Source organism: Microbulbifer agarilyticus (assembly GCF_020171345.1).
Lineage (GTDB): Bacteria > Pseudomonadota > Gammaproteobacteria > Pseudomonadales > Cellvibrionaceae > Microbulbifer > Microbulbifer agarilyticus_D.
Map to the genome: position 1 here is coordinate 106,451 of NZ_JAIUZM010000003.1, position 19,220 is coordinate 125,670.

16 protein-coding genes are annotated in these 19,220 nt (G+C 53.9%); 8 read left to right on the forward strand and 8 right to left on the reverse strand.

The features are described 5' to 3' along the window. Positions 1 to 188: 188 nt before the first annotated feature. The gene (locus LCM31_RS10865) at positions 189 to 2,219 is read right to left on the reverse strand and encodes an NADPH-dependent 2,4-dienoyl-CoA reductase (protein WP_224870018.1); all 2,031 of its coding nucleotides are present in this window, start codon (positions 2,217 to 2,219) and stop codon (positions 189 to 191) included. Positions 2,220 to 2,579: 360 nt separating this feature from the next. On the opposite strand from LCM31_RS10865, the gene LCM31_RS10870 reads away from it, so the two are divergent. Together LCM31_RS10870 and LCM31_RS10875 are read left to right on the forward strand one after the other, a co-directional pair. After that, the gene (locus LCM31_RS10870) at positions 2,580 to 3,356 is read left to right on the forward strand and encodes an SDR family oxidoreductase (protein WP_224870020.1); all 777 of its coding nucleotides are present in this window, start codon (positions 2,580 to 2,582) and stop codon (positions 3,354 to 3,356) included. Between the two features lie 2 nt (positions 3,357 to 3,358). Further along, the gene (locus LCM31_RS10875) at positions 3,359 to 4,153 is read left to right on the forward strand and encodes an SDR family NAD(P)-dependent oxidoreductase (protein WP_224870022.1); all 795 of its coding nucleotides are present in this window, start codon (positions 3,359 to 3,361) and stop codon (positions 4,151 to 4,153) included. Positions 4,154 to 4,169: 16 nt separating this feature from the next. Here the strand turns inward: LCM31_RS10875 and LCM31_RS10880 are convergent, their stop codons facing one another. The 4 genes from LCM31_RS10880 to dinB all read right to left on the reverse strand — a co-directional run bounded on the left by LCM31_RS10880 (position 4,170) and on the right by dinB (position 7,095). Beyond that, positions 4,170 to 4,649 carry a hypothetical protein gene (locus LCM31_RS10880; RefSeq protein ID WP_224870024.1) on the reverse strand — a complete coding sequence of 160 codons (480 nt, stop codon included), beginning with the start codon at positions 4,647 to 4,649 and terminating at the stop codon, positions 4,170 to 4,172. Beyond that, the gene (locus LCM31_RS10885) at positions 4,646 to 5,350 is read right to left on the reverse strand and encodes an RNA polymerase sigma factor (protein WP_224870026.1); all 705 of its coding nucleotides are present in this window, start codon (positions 5,348 to 5,350) and stop codon (positions 4,646 to 4,648) included. The genes LCM31_RS10880 and LCM31_RS10885 overlap by 4 nt, the downstream gene beginning before the upstream one ends. 212 nt (positions 5,351 to 5,562) lie before the next feature. Beyond that, positions 5,563 to 5,835 (reverse strand): DUF6116 family protein, encoded by a 273-nt coding sequence (locus LCM31_RS10890; RefSeq protein WP_224870028.1) that lies wholly within the window; start codon positions 5,833 to 5,835, stop codon positions 5,563 to 5,565. Positions 5,836 to 6,012: 177 nt separating this feature from the next. Next, the gene (gene dinB / locus LCM31_RS10895) at positions 6,013 to 7,095 is read right to left on the reverse strand and encodes a DNA polymerase IV (protein ID WP_224870030.1); all 1,083 of its coding nucleotides are present in this window, start codon (positions 7,093 to 7,095) and stop codon (positions 6,013 to 6,015) included. A 71-nt stretch (positions 7,096 to 7,166) separates the two neighbouring features. Here dinB and LCM31_RS10900 point away from each other — a divergent pair, with 71 nt between their 5' ends. Next, a complete protein-coding gene (locus LCM31_RS10900; RefSeq protein WP_224870032.1) occupies positions 7,167 to 7,703 on the forward strand; it encodes a carboxymuconolactone decarboxylase family protein in 537 nt (178 codons plus the stop codon). A 93-nt stretch (positions 7,704 to 7,796) separates the two neighbouring features. Here the strand turns inward: LCM31_RS10900 and fdxA are convergent, their stop codons facing one another. Then, complete coding sequence (gene fdxA / locus LCM31_RS10905) at positions 7,797 to 8,120, reverse strand: ferredoxin FdxA (protein WP_010133230.1); 324 nt, start codon at positions 8,118 to 8,120, stop codon at positions 7,797 to 7,799. A gap of 137 nt (positions 8,121 to 8,257) precedes the next feature. Then, the gene (mutS, locus tag LCM31_RS10910; protein WP_224870034.1) at positions 8,258 to 10,942 is read right to left on the reverse strand and encodes a DNA mismatch repair protein MutS; all 2,685 of its coding nucleotides are present in this window, start codon (positions 10,940 to 10,942) and stop codon (positions 8,258 to 8,260) included. A gap of 344 nt (positions 10,943 to 11,286) precedes the next feature. Here mutS and LCM31_RS10915 point away from each other — a divergent pair, with 344 nt between their 5' ends. From LCM31_RS10915 to LCM31_RS10935, 5 genes are all read left to right on the forward strand, one after another. Then, complete coding sequence (locus tag LCM31_RS10915; RefSeq protein ID WP_222227707.1) at positions 11,287 to 11,919, forward strand: DUF1214 domain-containing protein; 633 nt, start codon at positions 11,287 to 11,289, stop codon at positions 11,917 to 11,919. Further along, positions 11,916 to 12,455, forward strand: coding sequence for a DUF1254 domain-containing protein (locus tag LCM31_RS10920; protein WP_224870036.1), 540 nt, complete (start codon positions 11,916 to 11,918; stop codon positions 12,453 to 12,455). Before LCM31_RS10915 ends, LCM31_RS10920 begins: the two co-directional genes overlap by 4 nt. Positions 12,456 to 12,489: 34 nt before the next feature. Next, positions 12,490 to 14,886: a TonB-dependent receptor gene (locus LCM31_RS10925; protein WP_224870038.1), complete on the forward strand. Its 2,397-nt coding sequence runs from the start codon at positions 12,490 to 12,492 to the stop codon at positions 14,884 to 14,886. 112 nt (positions 14,887 to 14,998) lie between these two features. Further along, positions 14,999 to 16,336, forward strand: coding sequence for a spinster family MFS transporter (locus LCM31_RS10930; RefSeq protein WP_224870039.1), 1,338 nt, complete (start codon positions 14,999 to 15,001; stop codon positions 16,334 to 16,336). Between the two features lie 235 nt (positions 16,337 to 16,571). Further along, on the forward strand, positions 16,572 to 17,471 hold the full coding sequence (locus LCM31_RS10935; RefSeq protein ID WP_224870042.1) for an alpha/beta hydrolase family protein: 900 nt from the start codon (positions 16,572 to 16,574) through the stop codon (positions 17,469 to 17,471). Positions 17,472 to 17,595: 124 nt separating this feature from the next. On the opposite strand, the gene LCM31_RS10940 is transcribed toward LCM31_RS10935, so the two are convergent. Continuing rightward, positions 17,596 to 18,951 carry a helix-turn-helix domain-containing protein gene (locus tag LCM31_RS10940; RefSeq protein ID WP_224870044.1) on the reverse strand — a complete coding sequence of 452 codons (1,356 nt, stop codon included), beginning with the start codon at positions 18,949 to 18,951 and terminating at the stop codon, positions 17,596 to 17,598. Positions 18,952 to 19,220 lie beyond the last annotated feature (269 nt).

A 19,220-nucleotide genomic window follows, 5' to 3' on the forward strand; every position in this document is an offset into this window, starting at 1 on the left:
AAGCTCATTCAGTTGGCGTTTGGTATAGCGGTCGCTGCGCTTGTGGATAATGGCGCTAAGCGGGGAGGAATGTCGCGCTTCCCTGGCGGATCAATCCGTATGCCTCAGTATAGTTCTGCGGCAGCGATTTGCCGCCAGATCAGCCTACATCTACCGGGCTTGATGTATCAGGGACGCGCTAGATGGCGTTAAATTTCTGCCGCAAGGCGCGACCCCTGGTCAATCGCTCGTTTGGCATCGAGTTCCACAGCCTCATAGGCCCCGCCAATCAAGTGACTGATTTGGCCTTTGGCCTGCAACGCATCGTGCAGGGTGCGCAGGGGCTCCTGGCCCGCGCAAATAATGATGTTATCTACATCCAGAATTTGTTGCTCGTCACCCAAGCGGATGTGCAGGCCCTGATCGTCAATTTTTTCGTAGGCGACACCCGAAAGGTTTTTCACCTGGCGGTGCTTGAGACTGGTGCGATGGATCCAGCCTGTGGTCTTACCCAGCCCAGCGCCGACTTTGGTTGTTTTGCGCTGCAGTAGATATACCTCGCGAGGGCTGGTGACCGGTTCAATGGGCTTCAGGCCTGCGCGGTGGTCCAGGGTGATATCCACACCCCATTCATCGAAGAATTCTTGTTTGCTACTAGCCACCAGTTCACTGATGTGATCTTCGCTGTGGGTGAGGTATTCCGCTACATCAAAGCCGATGCCACCGGCGCCAATGATGGCCACACGTTTCCCCACCGGCTTTTTGTCCCTAAGCACCTCGAGATAACTGAGTACTTTGGGGTGATCGATACCCTCGATAGGCGGAATGCGCGGAAGAATACCGGTGGAGATGATCACTTCGTCGTAGTCGGCCAGGTCCGCTTCGGTGGCTTTGGTATTGAGTTTTACATCGACGCCCGTGAGCTCAAGCTTGCGCTTGAAGTAGCGCAGGGTTTCTTCAAATTCCGCTTTACCGGGGATCTGTTTGGCGATATTGAACTGACCGCCAACCTTATCGCTGGCTTCGAACAGCGTCACTTGATGTCCACGTTCGGCTGCGACGGTTGAAGCCGCGAGCCCGGCAGGGCCGGCGCCCACGACGGCAATTTTCTTGGGCTTTGCCGTTGGCAGGTAATTGAGTTCGGTTTCATGGCAGGCGCGCGGATTAACCAGGCATGAGGTGAGCTTCAGCTCAAAGGTATGGTCCAGACATGCTTGATTGCAGCCGATGCAGGTATTGATCTCGTCCGCGCGATCCTCTGCGGCCTTGTTGACGAATTCAGGGTCCGCGAGAAAAGGGCGCGCCATGGAGATGATGTCGGCCTCACCGGCGGCGAGTACATCTTCCCCCACTTGCGGCATATTGATTCTATTGCTGGTAACCACCGGTAGGCTCAGGTGCTGTCTGACTTTGGCGGTAATGCCGCTGAAGGCCGCACGGGGAACGCTGGTGGCAATGGTTGGGATTCGCGCTTCGTGCCAGCCAATACCGGTATTGATGATATTGGCACCGGCCTTCTCAATCGCCTGACCCAGGGTTACCACCTCGTCAAAGCTGCTACCGCCCTCTACCAGGTCGAGCATGGAGAGGCGATAGATAATAATGAACTCCTCTCCCAGTGCCTCGCGGATACGGCGCACGATCTCGATAGGCAGGCGCATACGGTTTTCATAGCTACCGCCCCAGCGGTCGTCCCGGTGATTGGTGCGGGTGACGATGAACTGGTTAATAAAGTAACCCTCCGAACCCATCACTTCGATGCCATCGTAGCCGGCACTTTGGGCAAGGGTCGCACAGCGCACATAGTCGTCGATTTGTTGCTCGACCTCCGCATCGCTCAGCGCCTTGGGGGGAAACGGGTTAATCGGCGCTTGGATAGCAGACGGGGCAACGAGATTGGGGTTATAGGCGTAACGGCCGGCGTGCAGTATCTGCATGCAGACCTTGCCGCCTTCATTGTGGACCGCCGCGGTAATGACCTGATGTTCTTCGGCTTCTCCCGGGGTGGTCAATTTGGCGCACCCCTGAAATACCCCGCCTTCTTCATTCGGGGCAATACCGCCGGTGACAATCAGGCCCACACCACCGCGCGCCCGTTCGGCATAGAAGGTGGCCAAGCGCTGGTAGCCTCCAGGATGCTCTTCCAGGTTGGTGTGCATTGAGCCCATCAGCACGCGGTTCTTGAGTGTGGTGAAGCCCAGATCCAGCGGGGCGAGCAGGTGCGGGTAGGCTTGGGTCATCTTATGGGGTTCCTTATATGGAAGCTGGCCAATTACCTGGGAAATTAGCGAGAGAGCTAGCTGGAAACATAGCACCGGGGCTGGAGGGCCGTGAAAATCGGCAGAAAAAGTGTGCTGCTACCGCTCGACAGGGGCTATTGGCGCCTGAACCTCCCTGTTGGAATGTGATTGTGTCGTTATAGATATATTGAATGTAGGGAGATTCACCTAATAAATTAGGTTGATTCCCATGAAGACGGTAACGTGAAATTAAGGACTGTAAAGAAGCGCTCTGGTGTACTTTTCATACAGCACCGAGCGGTGTGCCTCGGATATCAGCAACCGAACAACGTATTTGGCGACAACCGTCGGGAGAAATTCATGGCGACCAACCTCTTTGACTTAGCCGGAAAAATTGCCCTGGTAACCGGTGGCAGTCGTGGCATTGGCGAGGCCATTGCCAAGTTGCTGGCGGAGCAGGGTGCCCATGTGCTGGTATCCAGCCGTAAGATCGATGACTGTCAGGCGGTAGCCGATGCGATTAATGACTCGGGTGGTCAGGCGGTAGCGTTGCCCTGCCATATCGGCAATATGCAAGACATAGAGCAGGTGTTTCAGCATATTCGTGGGCAATACGGCAAGCTCGATATCCTCGTAAATAATGCCGCTACCAATCCCTATTTCGGGCATATTCTTGATACCGATCTTGGTGCATTCCAGAAGACCGTGGATGTAAATATTCGCGGTTATTTTTATATGTCTGTAGAGGCCGGAAAATTGATGCGGGAAACCGGTGGCGGTTGCATCGTAAACACAGCTTCAATCAATGCTCTACAGCCAGGGGTAGGGCAGGGTATTTATTCCATTACCAAGGCCGCCGTGGTGAATATGACTAAGGCTTTTGCCAAGGAATGCGCACAGTTCAATATCCGCGTAAATGCGCTATTGCCGGGTCTTACTAAAACCAAGTTCGCCGGTGCCCTGTTTTCTCACGACGAAATCTATCAAACTGCTATCGGGCATATTCCTATGCACCGACATGCGGAGCCCGAAGAAATGGCCGGCACGGTTTTGTATCTAGTATCCGATGCTGGCAGTTATACCAATGGTGAGTGTGTCGTTGTTGATGGCGGCCTCACCGCCTGTGGAGGATTGTGATCATGGCAGACTTTCAGCGAGATCCATTACTGGATTTTACCGGCAAGGTAGCGTTGATTACCGGAGCAGCCAGTGGTTTTGGGGCGCTGCTGGCCGAGGAACTTGGCCGTCGCGGAGCGCGTCTGGTCCTCGGGGATGTCAATGAAGATGGCTTGCACGCGGTGGTTGAAAAATTGACTGCACAGGATATTGAAGTCCAAGCCGTTACCTGTGATGTATCCTCAGAGACGGACTGTGCAGCGATGGTAGCACTGGCGCGGGAGAATTTCGGGGGACTGGATATAGCGGTGAACAATGCCGGCATAGCACCGCCACAAGTACATTTCGAAGACGTCGATGAAGAGACCTTCGATCGGCAACACCGCGTCAATGTCAAAGGGGTCTTCTTTGGCATGAAGCATCAGCTCAAGCTCATGCGTGGACAGAAACACGGTATTATTTTGAATGTCAGCTCCATGGCAGGCCTTGGTGGAGCGCCGAAGGCGGCAGCCTATTCCGGAGCTAAACATTCGGTGGTGGGGCTGACGCGCACCGCTGCAGTGGAATACGCGCGGCACAATGTGCGGGTGAATGCTATCTGCCCATTTTACACAATGACTCCCATGGTGACGGGGCTGACTCCACCACCGGGTGCCAGTGCTGAACAGCTGCACGGAGTGCTTGCAGCGGGGTGCCCGATGAAACGTCTGGGCAACCCGGAAGAGGTGGTAAATGCAATGGTAATGCTGTGTTCGCCAGCGCTTACCTATGTAACCGGGCAAACACTGGCGGTAGACGGGGGCGTTTCAGCTTATTGATTGGAATGCGCATTCCTCAAGGAAGCAAACGGCAGTGTTGCTTTGCCTTGGTTGCCAAATCCTTGGGTAAACGGCGGTTATTGTCGTCACCCTGTTGCCGCCGCCATTGCGCACACAGTGACATATAGTTGCCAGCCTGTATTTCTGCGCGCATGTGGTACCACTCGTCTAGCACCGACGGGATGGCTGCGGAAGCCGGTGCTGTCCGCGCAAGCTGATCCTCTGCCGATTTTACTTTCTCCGCCTGGCCAGGTGTTACCTGGCCGGGCTCAGCCCCGATATATTGCGCGGGGTGCAACAGTACAATGGCTACTGCCACAACGCCCAATCCCGAGCCAACCTTGGAAAGCATACTCGCCCCACCATGAGCACTACGGTTCTGCTGCTCAGGTTTTACGTTGCGCAGACCTTCCATCACCTTTTCATCGAGATGCGCAGGCACATGAATGGTGTCGATGGCCTGCTGGTAGGAAGATTCCCATTGATTCGTGTTCATGCCTGCGCAATCTCGACAGAAGGTTTGCTGGTTTCGGAGCTGGATGGTTTTAGGCTTTTCTCCGCCCACCGTAGTCCCCAGGTGAAGCGCGGCTTGACGGTTTGTGTCTGTTCCTGCTCTTGCTCTTTAGCGAGTGCCTCTGCTGCGGCCGCCTGCTTAGCGAGTGTGACACTGGAAACCCAGGGCTTGCGTGCACTACCGTGCAAATTGAACTCCAGGGATTTTCCGCCATCTGCCAGTTCCTGACGGCACTCGGCCAGAGAGATTCTCTCAATGTCTGCCACCGTTGCCAGGGAGAGCCCGCACTGGTTGTACAACAGGAAAATATTGCGCTGACGACACGGTAACTGTTGCAGGGCCTTGAGCATGTCGGACTGCTCGAAGGCGTTTTGCAGTGGGTCTTGCTGTGGGTCGGTTTCGCCTACAACTTCGGTACAGCCTGACTTGAGCAGGCGGTTCACACGGATATACAGCCAGTTTTTCAGCTGTTGACGTTCAAGCAGAGGAGGCTCCGAAAGCAAGGAAAGCCAGAAATTTTCCATAAGCAAGTTGCAGCGAGCCAAATCCATCTGTGCACAGTAACGGAACAGCGGCTCCTTGTAGCGACGAAAAATCTCGCGAAATGCCTGACGGTTTCGTGTGTGATAGTACTGTTGAATTAAGTCTTCGTCACTGAGACTACACAATCTGTCCGCAAACATGGGATCTGCCTCCTTGGCCTCAATTCCCATTGTTACTTATTGGTGCGTATATCCTGGGGAATCCTTCCCTGGGCGTCACCGCCGAACCAATAAATAGTGTGTTAACGCTATTTCGCTGAAAAAATTCGAGCGAATACCACTCTTGACTCAGTGTTAACCGTATTGGGTTCGCAACTGCGTCGTCTCATGTGCGACGCTCAATCCGTTGGCGGCTACTTTTTTGGAGCCACCTTTTCTGCAGTACCGTGCACCACTTTTTCTTTACGCTCTGGAGGATCTCGCAGATCATCCCGACTTTTCCGCCAGGAGGCGAGGAAGATCGTTGCGAGTCCTAACAGAATCTCGTCCACATAGGGCACCAGATCCGGAATAATCAGATCAATTATAAAAAGGGCGCATATCCACTTGAATAGCTGCGGGTGCTTCAACTTGCGGGCGTAATTGAGGAACCAGCCCACAAATGCGCTGGGAAGTACACGCTTCATAGATTCAGTGGAGCAGCTTTTAGAACCGTGTTGGGAGTATAGTCGGCAGACGCTCGACAGGTATTTGAGGCAAAGGTTCCGCGACGCGAAAATCTGCCAAAACTGGCATATAAGTCATTTATGATTTGGGGGCCTGAATCGAGTGCGGCACGATAGGAGACCTAAAGTTGAGCAAAATCAGGTATTGGATGAGAGCCGGTAGCGCAGTGGGAGCGGCAGTTGCTCCGGCCCCAATTCGGCGCGCAAGTCTTTGAGTTTGATACCTACGCCAAGCAGGCGAATCGGGTCGCTGCGCTTCTCCCAACATTGCTCGAGGAGTTGCTTGAACTCGCTGATGCGTCCAGCCTTGCTGGCGCGCTCGTGGGTGGACTGGGTAAAGTCGGCATACTTCACTTTTACGATTGCGCCACTGATTTCGTAGCGCTCGCCTAGTTTCTCCATGCGCTCTTGCAGTCGACCGTATAAATTGATCATTTCTTCCTGCCAGGATTCCAAATTGATCAGGTCGTCGCGGAAAGTGCGTTCCACGCTCACGCTTTTACGTGAACCATCGCTGCTGACTTTTCTGTCGTCGATGCCACGACACAGTTGGTACAGTCGGTTGCCAAACTTTCCGTATTTTTGTGCCAGCTCAATTTGGCTATAACGCCGCAAATCGCTGCAGGTGCGTATTCCCTGCCGTTGCATTTTTTCTGCGGTGACTCGTCCTACACCGTGTATCTTTTTGATTGGTAAACGCAGCACAAAGTCTTCAACGGCATTTGGGTGGATGACTGTGAGTCCATCCGGTTTTTGCCAGTCACTGGCGATCTTGGCCAGGAATTTATTCGGTGCTACACCTGCGGAAATGGTAATGCCCAGATCCTGCTGCACCCGCGCGCGAATTTCTTGGGCGATTAAAGTTGCGCTGCCATTACAGTGCGGACTATCGGTGACATCCAGATAGGCTTCATCTAGGGACAGCGGCTCGATAAAGTCGGTGTACGATAGAAAAATTTCCCGTATTTGCGCGCTGACTTCTCGATATTTTTTCATGTTGCCCGGCACTACAATCAGATCAGGACACAGCTTTTTGGCCTGTGCAGTAGGCATGGCCGAGCGCACCCCGAAACTGCGCGCTTCGTAGTTGCAGGTTGAGATAACACCCCTGCGGTCGCTTGACCCGCCCACAGCGATAGGGCGCCCCCGTAAATTGGGGTCGTCACGCATTTCTACCGAGGCATAGAAGCAATCACAGTCACAATGGATGATTTTGCGCATGCTGGGATTATATCCAGTATTTGGGCGCAGCCAACCATAATCTGTGCTGGTAATGGCACAGGGGAGGAGACATGAACTCAATGCCACTGGTACATGCAGCAATGGATGCTCCCCAAGACGCGGGCGTGAAAGCCGTACTGGATGATGTACGTACCCAGTTGGGTGGCGTGCCTAATTTATTCCGCGCCTATGCGAATAATCCGACGTTACTGTCTCAATTGTGGGATCGCTATCAGCACGTGATGCTCACGGGCCATCTATCGCCCAAATTGAAAGAAGCGATGGCGTTGATGATTGCTGCGGACGAGCACTGTGACTACGGCATTGCCCAGCATGTGGCGTGGCTGGAGAAGCTGGGCGTGGCGCCGAAGGAAATCCTGCGCATTCGTACCGACCCCGATCACGCGCACTTTGATAGTAAAGAGCACGCCCTGCTGGAGCTCGCTCGTCATATGAATTCCGCACCACATGATCATGGCGATCTCGCGGTGAAGGCCGCGCGCAAGGCGGGCGCGACCGATGCGGAAATTCTCGAGGCGGTGGCGGTTGCCGGGCTGTCGGCGGAACTGAGCCACGCGGCATCGTTTTTAGGGGTACCTGTCGACTAGCGATGTATAAATTGATTCGTCCGATGAGTAAATGACAGGCACAAAAAAGCCGTCTGCAAAGACGGCTTTTCTATTTCACGGACTGTGGCCGGCTTAGCGCTCCAGATATTGCAGCTTGCCAGTCTTGCCATCCCACTCTGCGGCGTCGGGCAGAGGGTCTTTCTTTTCGGTGATGTTCGGCCACACTTCGGCGAGCTCGGCATTCAACTCGGTGTATTCCTGCTGATCATCCGGTACTTCGTCTTCGGAGAAGATCGCATTGGCCGGGCACTCCGGCTCACACAGGGCGCAGTCGATACACTCGTCCGGGTGAATCACCAGGAAGTTGGGGCCTTCATAAAAGCAGTCTACCGGGCAAACTTCCACACAGTCGGTGTATTTGCACTTGATGCAGTTTTCCCCAATTACGAATGTCATGCTAATCCCTCAATAATCCTGTGGCGTTGCCGCTGCTCGGCCAGCGCCTGCTGAAACCGCGCTTTATTCTGAAGCAGCGGATTTTAGCAATTACTGGCGCGAATTGCAGTGGCTTTTGAGTCAAATTGGTTGGGTGCTTATAACAATTTGCGCAGGGCGTAGAGCTGCTCCAGTGCCTGACGCGGGGTCATATCGTCTGGATCCAAGCCTTCCAGAGCCTCCACGACCGGGTGCGGGGCACTGCCGAACAGGTCTACCTGTGCGGGTGCGGCGGATTTCGGTTTGGCCTTAGGGGCAACTTGCGCTGGCTCGGGAACGATTGGCTCTGCTGGCTGGGCCTTAATAGAAGCCTCAAGAGAAGCCCCCGGGGAAGGCATGGGGCCGGGGCCCGAATCGCGCGTAGTGTGGCCGGCTTCCAGCACGGCCAGGCGCGCCTTGGCTTCATCCAGCACTTCCTGAGGAATGCCGGCTAGTTTGGCCACCTGCAAGCCGTAACTCTTGGACGCCGGGCCTTCCTGAATGCGGTGCAGGAACACGATGGAATCCCCGTGCTCGGTAGCGTTCAGGTGAATATTGGCCACTTCGCCGCACTGTGCGGGGAGTTCGGTCAATTCGAAATAGTGGGTCGCGAACAGGGTAAAGGCACGTACGCGGTCGGCGAGGAAATGCGCACAGGCCCAGGCCAGAGACAGACCGTCGTAGGTGCTGGTACCGCGGCCGATTTCATCCATCAGGATCAGGCTGTGCTCGCTGGCGTTGCGCAGGATGTTCGCGGTCTCGGTCATTTCCACCATAAAGGTAGAACGGCCACCGGCCAGGTCATCAGCGCTGCCAATACGGGTAAAGATGCGATCGAGCAGGCCGATACGGGCGCTGTCGGCAGGTACGAAGCTGCCACAGTGCGCCAGCAGAGCGATCAGTGCGGTCTGGCGCATATAGGTCGATTTACCGCCCATGTTCGGGCCGGTGATGACCAGCATTCGGCGGGACGTGTGCAGGTCGATATCGTTGGCCACAAACGGGTCATCGAGGACCTGCTCTACTACCGGGTGGCGGCCACCTTCCACATGGATGCCCGGCTGCTCGGACAGCTCCGGCTTCGTCAGGCGCAGCTGGTCTGCGCGCTCGGCCATATTCCCCAATACGTCCAGCTGGGAAACTGCCGCTGCAGCGGTTTGCAGCTCGGCAAGGGATTCGTTCAGGGTGGTGATCAGTTCCTCGTACAGGAACTTCTCGCGGGCAAGGGCACGGCTCTTGGCGGACAGTGCCTTGTCTTCAAACTCTTTCAGTTCCGGGGTAATAAAGCGCTCGGCATTCTTCAGGGTCTGGCGGCGGATATAGTCTGCCGGTGCCTTGTCGCTCTGGCCGCGGCTGATCTCGATAAAGTAGCCGTGCACCCGGTTGTAGCCGACTTTCAGGGTGGGAATGCCGGTGCGCTCTTTCTCGCGCACCTCCAGCTGGACCAGGTAATCACCGGCGTTTTCACTGATACCACGCAGCTCGTCCAGCTCCTCATCGAAGCCGTCGGCGATCACACCGCCTTCACGGATAACCACGGGTGGGTTTTCCACCAGCGCGCGCTGCAGCAGTTCCACGGTTTGTGGCCACTCACCCATTTCACGATTCAACTGCGCAAGCAGGGCTGCGTCGGTCTCGCTCAGTTGGCTTTGCAGTTCCGGGAATTGGGCCAGGGACATGCCCAGGCGGGACAGGTCGCGGGGGCGCGCAGAGCGCAGGGCCAGGCGGCCAAGAATGCGCTCCATATCACCGATGGGCTTCAGCGCTTCGCGCAGTGGTTCAAAACGGTAATCACTAATCAGTGCGGAAATCGCGTTCTGGCGCTGCTGCAAGGTGTTCAGGTTGCGCAGTGGGTTGTTCAGCCAGCGGCGCAGCAGGCGGCTACCCATGGCCGTCTTACACGCATCGAATACCGACAGCAGGGTGTTGTCGTCGCCGCCGTTCAGGTTGGTGTCGATTTCGAGGTTGCGGCGGCTGGCCGGGTCCAAAGCGACGGTGTCTTCGCTGCGCTCGGTACGCAGGGTGCGAATATGGGGCAGTTCAGTGCGCTGGGTATCGCGGGCGTATTGCAGCAGGCAACCGGCCGCGCAGAGGGCCGCATGCATATGGCTGCAGCCGAAGGCTTCCAGATCCATGGTGCCAAACTGGCGGTTCAGCAGGCGCTGGGCGTTTTCCAAGTCGAATTCCCAGGGGGCGCGGCGGCGCACGCCGGGGCGGCGCTCGATTTCCACTGGCAGGGTGAGGTCTTCGGACACCAGCAACTCGGTGGGGCTGAAGCGCTGGATCTGCTCTGCCAGGGCTTCTTCACTGCCGACTTCCTGCACCGCGAAATGCCCGGTGCCCACATCCAGTAGCGCCAGGCCAAATTGATCACCTACCAGAACGGTGGATGCCAGCAGGTTATCGCGGCGCTCGTTCAGCAGTGCTTCGTCGGTCACGGTACCGGGAGTGACGATTCGTACAACCTTGCGCTCAACCGGCCCCTTGGAAGTGGCCGGGTCACCGATCTGCTCGGCAATGGCCACAGAGACGCCGGCCTTGATTAGCCGCGCCAGGTAGCCTTCCGCCGCATGGTAGGGAATACCGGCCATGGGAATTGGCTGGCCGCCGGATTTACCGCGGGCAGTCAGGGTGACATCCAGCAGCTCGGCGGCCCGCTTGGCATCGTCATAGAACAGCTCGTAGAAGTCACCCATGCGGTAAAACACCAACTCGTGGGTGTGCTCCGCCTTGATGCGCAGGTACTGCTGCATCATGGGGGTGTGTTCGGGCTTGGACGTCTTGGCGGCGGCAGTTGCGGGCATTATAGAAAAATCTTTATAAAACAGTGAGTTAGTTGTTTTTAGTGCTGGCGCCAGATGGCGGTTGCCACCCGTTGCGGGCGGCCCATGCAAGCCGCGTAGGATACCAAATGGGGCGGTTGAGAACTATCAGACTGGTTGGTCGAGCGGACGAGGTCGTCAGAGTCGCATCAACTATCAAAGAACGCGCGCAAAAATTTTGATTTTCGAAGTCCGAGCAGATTTGCACGGACGCCCGCAGCCGCAAATATCGCTAGATTGGTGCCATCGACATCCGGGCGAAGGCGAAACATGAATTCAATAACAACTGTTTGTACCAATATCCTTCCAGTGGAGGTCTGGCGCGCATGACATCCAAAGGAAATACATTCTTTAACAGGCTGCGAGTACTTCGTTGGCCGCTGGCGGTACTGCTAGTTGCGGCTTTATCGGTCTTTCTTTTACAGGGCGCTTTAAAAACAGGTCTGCGGGAGAGTTTTCTGCGGAACGGTGACTGGCGTACCAGTGAGAGTATAGGAGCTGCTGACGCGGATGCTGTGGTAAGGGCCATCGTTGCCATCGGCGGGCTGCTGGGCTCTACCCGTGAGGAATCGATGTACTACACCCTGAATTCGGTAGCCGGGGAGCCCCTGCGCTTGAACTGTCGTTATCGTATTGAGGGTAGTGATTACGATGCGAATTGGTGGAGCATTACTGCCTATGGCTGGGACTTCTATCTGATTCCCAATCAGGAGAAACGCTATTCCTACAACAATGAAAATCTTATTCGGGGTGAGGATGGCCGCTGGGTTATTCGGGTAGGAGTCAGTGAGCAAGAGGGGAACTGGTTGCCTGTGGGGCCGTCCGGCACACTAGCTGAAACCAACTCGATGGCACATGATTTTGATCTACTGTTGCGCCTTTACACCCCAGGAAATGCCTACCTGCAGCACCCTGAATCGGCGCCGCTGCCTACGGTGATTAAGGAGGCTTGCTCATGAGCTGGGTGCGCTGGATAGCAGTTATTTTGGTATGTGGCTGGCTGGGGCAGTACCCTTTGGCCATGTTGGTCCCGCATCTCATTATGGAGCGGCTGTACAATAAAGTCGGTGACCGAACCGGCTACAACCAGATGTATGTAAATACTCGGCCTGATGAAACCTTTCGCAATGTAGTGCGCCCAAGCCCGGACCTGTTGTACGCCCTCTGTGTTTACAATCTCGAACAGGGGGCAGTAGTGATAAACGCTCCGGTACCTGAGCGCTACTGGTCCATGCAGTTTTACCAGATGAATACGGATAACTTTGCTGGTATCAGTAACCAGCGTGAGCAGCACACACGGGTTGGCACCCAGGTTGAAGTGACTTTAGTTGGCCCTGATGCCAACCCGGCGGAATACTCCGGCGAAGTCATTCAATCACCGACTGCGCGCGGTGTCATGCTGTTGCGTGCTTCGGCGATAGGCGATGAATCACAGGCACGGACTGCACTTGAAGGCAGCAGTTGCCAACAACAATTGAAATTCGTATCCAGTTGATCATATACATAAATATAAATAGGGAGAGCTGATCATGAATCGTAAAAATGGTGATTTAAAAAAGACAGTTCTGGCTGGTGCTATTGCCAGTTTGACCGTCGCCAGCAGTGCAGGAGTAGCCGCGCAAGAGTTAACACTGGAAGAGGTCGTTGTCACGGCGCAAAAGCGCACCGAGAGCTTGCAGGATGTACCCATTTCAATTGCCGCTATGGGTGGCGAGAAAATTGATAATCTGGGAATTACCTCGCTTGAGGAATTAACGCAATACACTCCTAACGTGACCGTTAATGGTGGCTCCGGGACTCCCAATCTGTTTATTCGCGGTATCGGTTCTGGTACCAATCAGGGTTTTGAACAGTCGGTAGGTATGTATACCGATGGTGTTTACGCGGCCCGCGGTCCGTTGGCTGCAGTTCCAACCACAATGGACCTTGAGCGCGTTGAAATACTCAAAGGGCCGCAGGGTATTCTATTTGGTAAGAATACGGTTGCGGGTGCGATCAATATCACTAGTGCGAAGCCCACCGAAGAGTTTGAGGGCATGGCCGAGGTCCTGTACTCCCCCGAGTATGGCGATCAGCAATATAACCTAGTGCTATCTGGGCCACTGGCTGAAAGCCTGTCCGGTCGTCTGGCAGTTCGCCACGATGCCACTGAGGATGGCTGGTGGGAAAATATTACTACCGGTGACGAGGGTCCCAACCATGACAACGTGTATGCGCGCGGTAGCCTGCGCTGGATGGCCGGCGATAATCTAGAGATCAACGCCAAGTACGAATCCGGTGATTTTCAGAGCGGAGCAACGCCAGGAGCGATATACCAGTCGGACTTTGCGGGGCAGCAGAACTTTGCCGGGTCGGTGCCGATTCCAGTGGTGTCTGATAGGGAGAAAGGCGCGGGGGAAGCTGGAACCCGTAAAGCGGTAAACACTGACGTGTTTGCGTTGACAGTCGATTGGGATTTCGAATTTGCGACGTTCACGTCGATTTCAGCCTACTCGGCCTACGATATGATGTCGACGGGCGATACCGATATCGTAGCCGCACCCTCTATTACCCGTACACGCTGGGAAGATTACGAACAGTACAGTCAGGAATTGCGGCTGGTATCACCGGGTGGCGAAACGATCGACTGGATTGCTGGCGCCTACTACCAGAGCAGTGAGCTGGATATCAGCCGTCGCCTGGACGCGCTGGATTTTGCGCAGTCTGGCCCCTTGAACACCGCCCCGCTGTATCTTCCTGGCCCTGGCGTGCCCAGTGTTTTCGATCAGGAAGGGGAGAGCTGGGCCGTGTTTGCGCAAAGTACCTGGAACGCCTCTGACGCCCTGCGCTTGACCTTAGGCCTGCGCTATAACGAGGAGTCCAAGGAGCTGGATAAGATCGTTGACTCTTCTGGTCTGCTGGTCCGGACTCCTACCGGATTTTCTCCTATCGACGGTCAGGCCCAGCTAATTGAAGATCTACGCCAGCACAGTTTTACCGACCTCAGTCGTGAAGAAGCCAAGTGGACTTACTCCACGAACGTCCAATGGGATGTGAGTGAAGACACCATGCTGTATACGAGCGTCAGTACCGGCTTCAAAGGCGGCGGCTACGACGAGGCCTACAGTGGTGCTGGCTATGAGATTCGTCGATTCCACCCTGCGCTAGGTCCGCTTCCTCCCGTCGAGGGCAACGACCCGTCGATACTTGAGTATGAACCTGAAGAAGTTCTCACCTATGAAGCCGGGGCGAAAATGCGTCTGCTGGATGGTGCTGCAGAATTGAATATCGCTGTATTTAGAATGGACTATGACGACCTGCAGACCAGTTCTCTCATTGGGGATGTTTACCGTGTGGGTAATGCCGGCGAAGCGATCAGTCAGGGCGCAGAAGTGGATGGCCGCATCAGGCTATCCGAGCGCTTGTCTGTCGGTGGTGCAGTGGCTTATCTCGATGCCTACTACGCGGACTTTAGCGGTGCCACTTGTACCACTCCGCAAGCGATGGATCCGGCGAACAATCCCGGTTGTCTACTTGAAGATGGCACCAATATTGTCGCAGCGGGTCAGAGGGGCGGTCAGGACCTGAAAGGGGAGACCCTGGTCTATGCTCCAGACCTGAGTGCGAACCTTAATGCACAGTATGTCGTTCCTGTGGGCAGTAGTATGGAGCTGACCAGTGCTGTGGATGTGAACTATAGCGATGAGTTTTACTCAGCTCTCGACCTCGATCCAAATACCAAACACGACGATACGGCTATCTTTAATGCCCGTATCGCACTGGCCAGTGCCGACGACAGCTGGTTGGTAGCCTTGGTTGGTAAAAACCTGACAGACGAAACGACGTATATCTGGAAAAACGATGTGCCGGTAACTAACTCCAATAGTTACTATGGTGTGCCGGAGCGACCACGCTCTATTGCCCTGCAGGCGCGCTACAACTTCTAAGCCACTTGCCGTGTATTAATCCAGAGACCGCTTATATGTATTCGTATAAGCGGTCTCTATTCGGCCGCCATAATCTTCAAGTCTCTATATAGAGTGAACTTGTGAAATTCTTATGAGTTTATCCCCAAATGCATCGCATCCCTCGGGAGTATCCAGCGCTCAAAAATCTCCAGGGCTTATCCTCGCATTTCTGATGTTGCTGAATATTCTCAATATGGTCGACAGAAATTTGCTCGCGGGTTTCGGCCCTCAAGTGGTCGCCGATCTTAAGCTGAGTGACAGTGAATTTGGCTTGCTGACGGGCGTTATCTTTGTTTTTTTCTACTCTATCATGGGGCTCGTGATGGGCTTTTTGGCGGATCGCTACCATAGACCGGGATTGATCGCAGTGGGTCTTGTGGTGTGGAGTGCACTCACTGCTTACTCAGGGATTGCCAAGAATTTTTTACAGCTGGCGATCGCACGTTTGTTTATTGGTGTAGGTGAGTCGTGCTTGGCACCCACATCTATGTCGTTATTGTCTGATTTGTACCCATCGCGCAAGCGCGGTTTGGCTTCTGCAGTTTATTACCTTGGGGTACCTCTGGGGGCCGGCGGTAGCTTTATTGTTGCCGGTGTTCTGGGTCCGCAAATAGGCTGGAGGAATTCTTTTCTTATTATGGGGGTGCTCGGCTTGGTGCTCGCATTACCGCTTTTGGTGATGAAAGATGCACCCCGTGGAGCACAAGACCCAATTGCAAAGAGTGACACAGGGAAGGGAAGCTGGCGTCACTTGTTGATAACGCTTAAGCAGCGCCCCGCACTAATGCTCACTATGATCGGCGCTATTTTTTTACATATTCCAATTGGTGCAGCGAACTTCACACAGCTTTGGCTGGTTAGAGAGCGCGGTTTTGAGGCCTCGGATATTGCAACCTTATACGGAGTTTTGTTTATTATTTTTGGCGTATTGGGCACCATGCTTGGCGGTGTCTTGGGCGATTGGTTTAATGCACGCCATAAAGGGGGGCGGGTTCGCCTCCTGGCTGTTCTGATGCTGGTATTGGCACCGCTGCTGTTGGGCTATCGCCTGGTGGATCCGTCTTCGCCCTTTTTCTATATCGGTATGTGCACCGGACTTTTCTTGATGTCTGTGTTCTACGGCCCGGCATTTTCAACGATTCAGGATCTATCACCAACCAGAATGCGAGCGCGTATGACAGCACTGCTTCTGATTGCCTGCAACCTGATTGGGCTGGGGCTAGGTTCGGTGATAACCGGAGTTGTGAGTGACTTGCTTCAAGGTGCTGCGGTGGAAAACTCCCTCACGTTGTCCTTACTTGCAGCGGACCTAATGTCTCTATTGACCATTCCTTGCTTTTTCTTGGCATCTTTGCATATCGCCAGAACACAGATGGGCGAGGGGCTGGCTAACCAAATAGATCAACTCCCGAGCCGAGGTTTGTCGTAGTTTTTAGTCGTGAAAATATGAGCTTTGTGGCGGGGTTTGTAGTTTAAAAGACCTGCATTATTTGCTCGCTGATGGGGATAGAGTTTTTCTGGATGAAAATCCAGTAAGTGAAGATTTCTTGTCTATCAGGCGGTCGAGTAGGGTATGTCGGTTTCGTTGATCTTCGTGATGGTTTGTGTGCGTCATTTTGACCTCGCGGCCATTAAAGAAAATAAAATAATGATGAGATTAACTAATGAAACAGATAAACGATTACAGAGATATTTTTCGTCTTGTTGCCAGTGCCACTGGTATGTGCGGTAGAGGTTTCACACGATTTTACGTGGTCCTGATGCTGGCGTTTATTTCTGCGGAGTCCGCGACTGCAGATATTATGACAACTACGAATATCGGCGGCGTGAGTGTTGAGATCCGCCGGGCTGGCAATGGGGTATATCCATTGGTCATATTCTCCCATGGGATGGGCGGCTGTCCTGGCAATACCAATGGGATTCAAAGCCGGCTCGCCGATGCGGGCTATATCGTGGTTGCCCCGAAACACGATGACTGCCTCACGGGCAATACCACGCCGGATGTCCCTTGGACGCAACCAGAGAACTGGACCGACCAAACCAATGTTGATCGGCGTGATGACATGCACGCGGTCCTCGACGCCTTACCGTCAAGCGCCTACTCACAGTACATCGAAGGGTTCAGTAACATTGGCTGCATGGGGCACTCGATGGGCGGCTACACGTGTATGGGCATTGCCGGGGCATGGAGTAGTTGGACGCGCAGCGAGGTCGGTGCGGTTGCAGCGCTCTCGCCCTGGCACAGACCGTTAATGGTACAAAATCGGGTTGGTGATATGACCAATGGTCAAACCCTATATCAGGGTGGGACTCTGGATAGCACGATCACACCGGAGCTTATACAGGCCGGCGGTACTTACGCTCAGACGTCGCCCTCAAAGTACGGGCAGGTATTTGACCGGGCGGGGCACTCTGCATGGACGGATGGCTGGCTGTCTAGCCGATTCCATGACGAGATGGCCTACTATCTGATTTCGTTTTTCGATGCGTATCTCAAGCACGGCTCTGTGTCGAATCTTGAAGTTAAGAAATCGCGAGTGAGCACTCTGGATTACGAGCACTAGGGCTGCGTGTAATGGTAGGGCTACGCGCAGTAGAAATTCCTGAAATGAGTGTGCGTCGCCGACCTAGCTAACCTAGGATGCACTCGCCATCAACTTTTTGGCGAGTGCGCTGTATACATGAGTGCTATTCGTTGATCTCCTGTACCGCGGATAAGGTTTCGGTTGCAGGTGCTTCAGTCATTGCCCGCTTAAACTGAGTTGGCGTCATGCTGGTGGCTCGCTTGAACGCATCATAAAAGGATGATTTCGATTTAAAACCAACTTCAGCAGCCAAATCCACAATGGGTATATTCGCTGTTTCAGGGGCCAGCAATATACGCCTGGCTAGGTCTATCCGATAATTATTGACAAAGCTGAAGAAGTTTTGATTCATCTGACCATTCAGTACCTGCGAAGCCTGGGGTGCTGTCAAGTCTGCAGCTTCGGCTAGTTCGGGCAGGGTGAGGTCAGAGTCCAAGTACAACTGCTCCTTTTGCATAACTTGCATAAGTTTGATCTTGTAGCGCTGGCCGTCCTCGCTACTCATTTTGGATCGCTTGTACTTAGTGTCCGGCTCAACCGGAGCGTTTTCAGCGTCCACGGGGCTGTCTACGGTTATCGTACGACTGCCTGAGAAAGGGCCCTCTGCATCCTCCGGCGGGGAGAACTGTTCGTGCTCTTTTAGCCACGCCGGTTCGCTATCCTTTGCCTGAATTACGCCGCTGATCAGGCTGGGCTGAAGCAGCGCGCTGATTGCTACGGCGTAAAAGAGAGCCACGAGTAACACCGCATAAGCATTCGTGATCGGTGCCGTAAGATCATAGAGATTCAGCAACAAGGGGAGTCGGTTAAATAGTATTAGTAGTCCAAGAACAGCGAGGAACGTAATGGTTAGTAAGCGCAACCACCGTAGATTCATATGTTCCAACGATGAAAAATGTTGTTCTAGCCGTTTGTTGTGATTCCTGATAAGTCTCAGGACCAGAAAGCCATAGCACGTAGACTGTAGTGCAAAAAATATGAAGTGAAAGTAGGACTCGATTAATGCACGCCAGAAACTACCCATAAAGCTCCATATGATCGCTTCAGTTGTCGGGTCGCTTCCCAGGTAGTTCCATAAATAGGCAGTAAAAAGTCGCTGTTGGTCGGGGTCAAGTTGCCAAAACTTTAAGTTGTTTACCGTAAAAAATACAATAGCCGGGAGAAAATGCCAGCAATGCCGATAGTTTAGCCTTGTCCCGGTAATACTCAACGCATATAGGTAGAGTAATGGGCCCCAAGTAAAGCGGAGTTGACTGAGAATGATCGAGAACTGGGGGTAATCCTGAAAAACACCCGCTTGGATTAGCAGCTTTTGTAACAGGATGGCGGCAGTGGCGAGGACCAGGGTCGCCATAATGGCGTTGGCAAGCCGGTGTCCAGAGTGGGCGTAGAGCAAGACCCCCGCCATGACAACACCCTGCACAACACCGATCCCACAAAGAAAATTAACCAGGCTCATTATTATTAGATTCTCATTTCCCTAGAAAGACTGACAGTAACATCTCAGGTGTATGGGTTGTTGTCAAATTTCACTGTGCCACTAAGCCGTGCGGGTGTCTCAGGGTGAAATATACAGTTATTACTAAGTGTGTCGGTAGAGAAATAGGTGAGTCGAGCTATTTGAGGTGGTTTAACAACTCTAGTTGAATCTTTGCTGGGTGTTTCAGGTTCGTAGTTTTAGCAGTTCGAATAGATTTTCTAAGTTTGAATTGGTTAGGTTTAACGAGT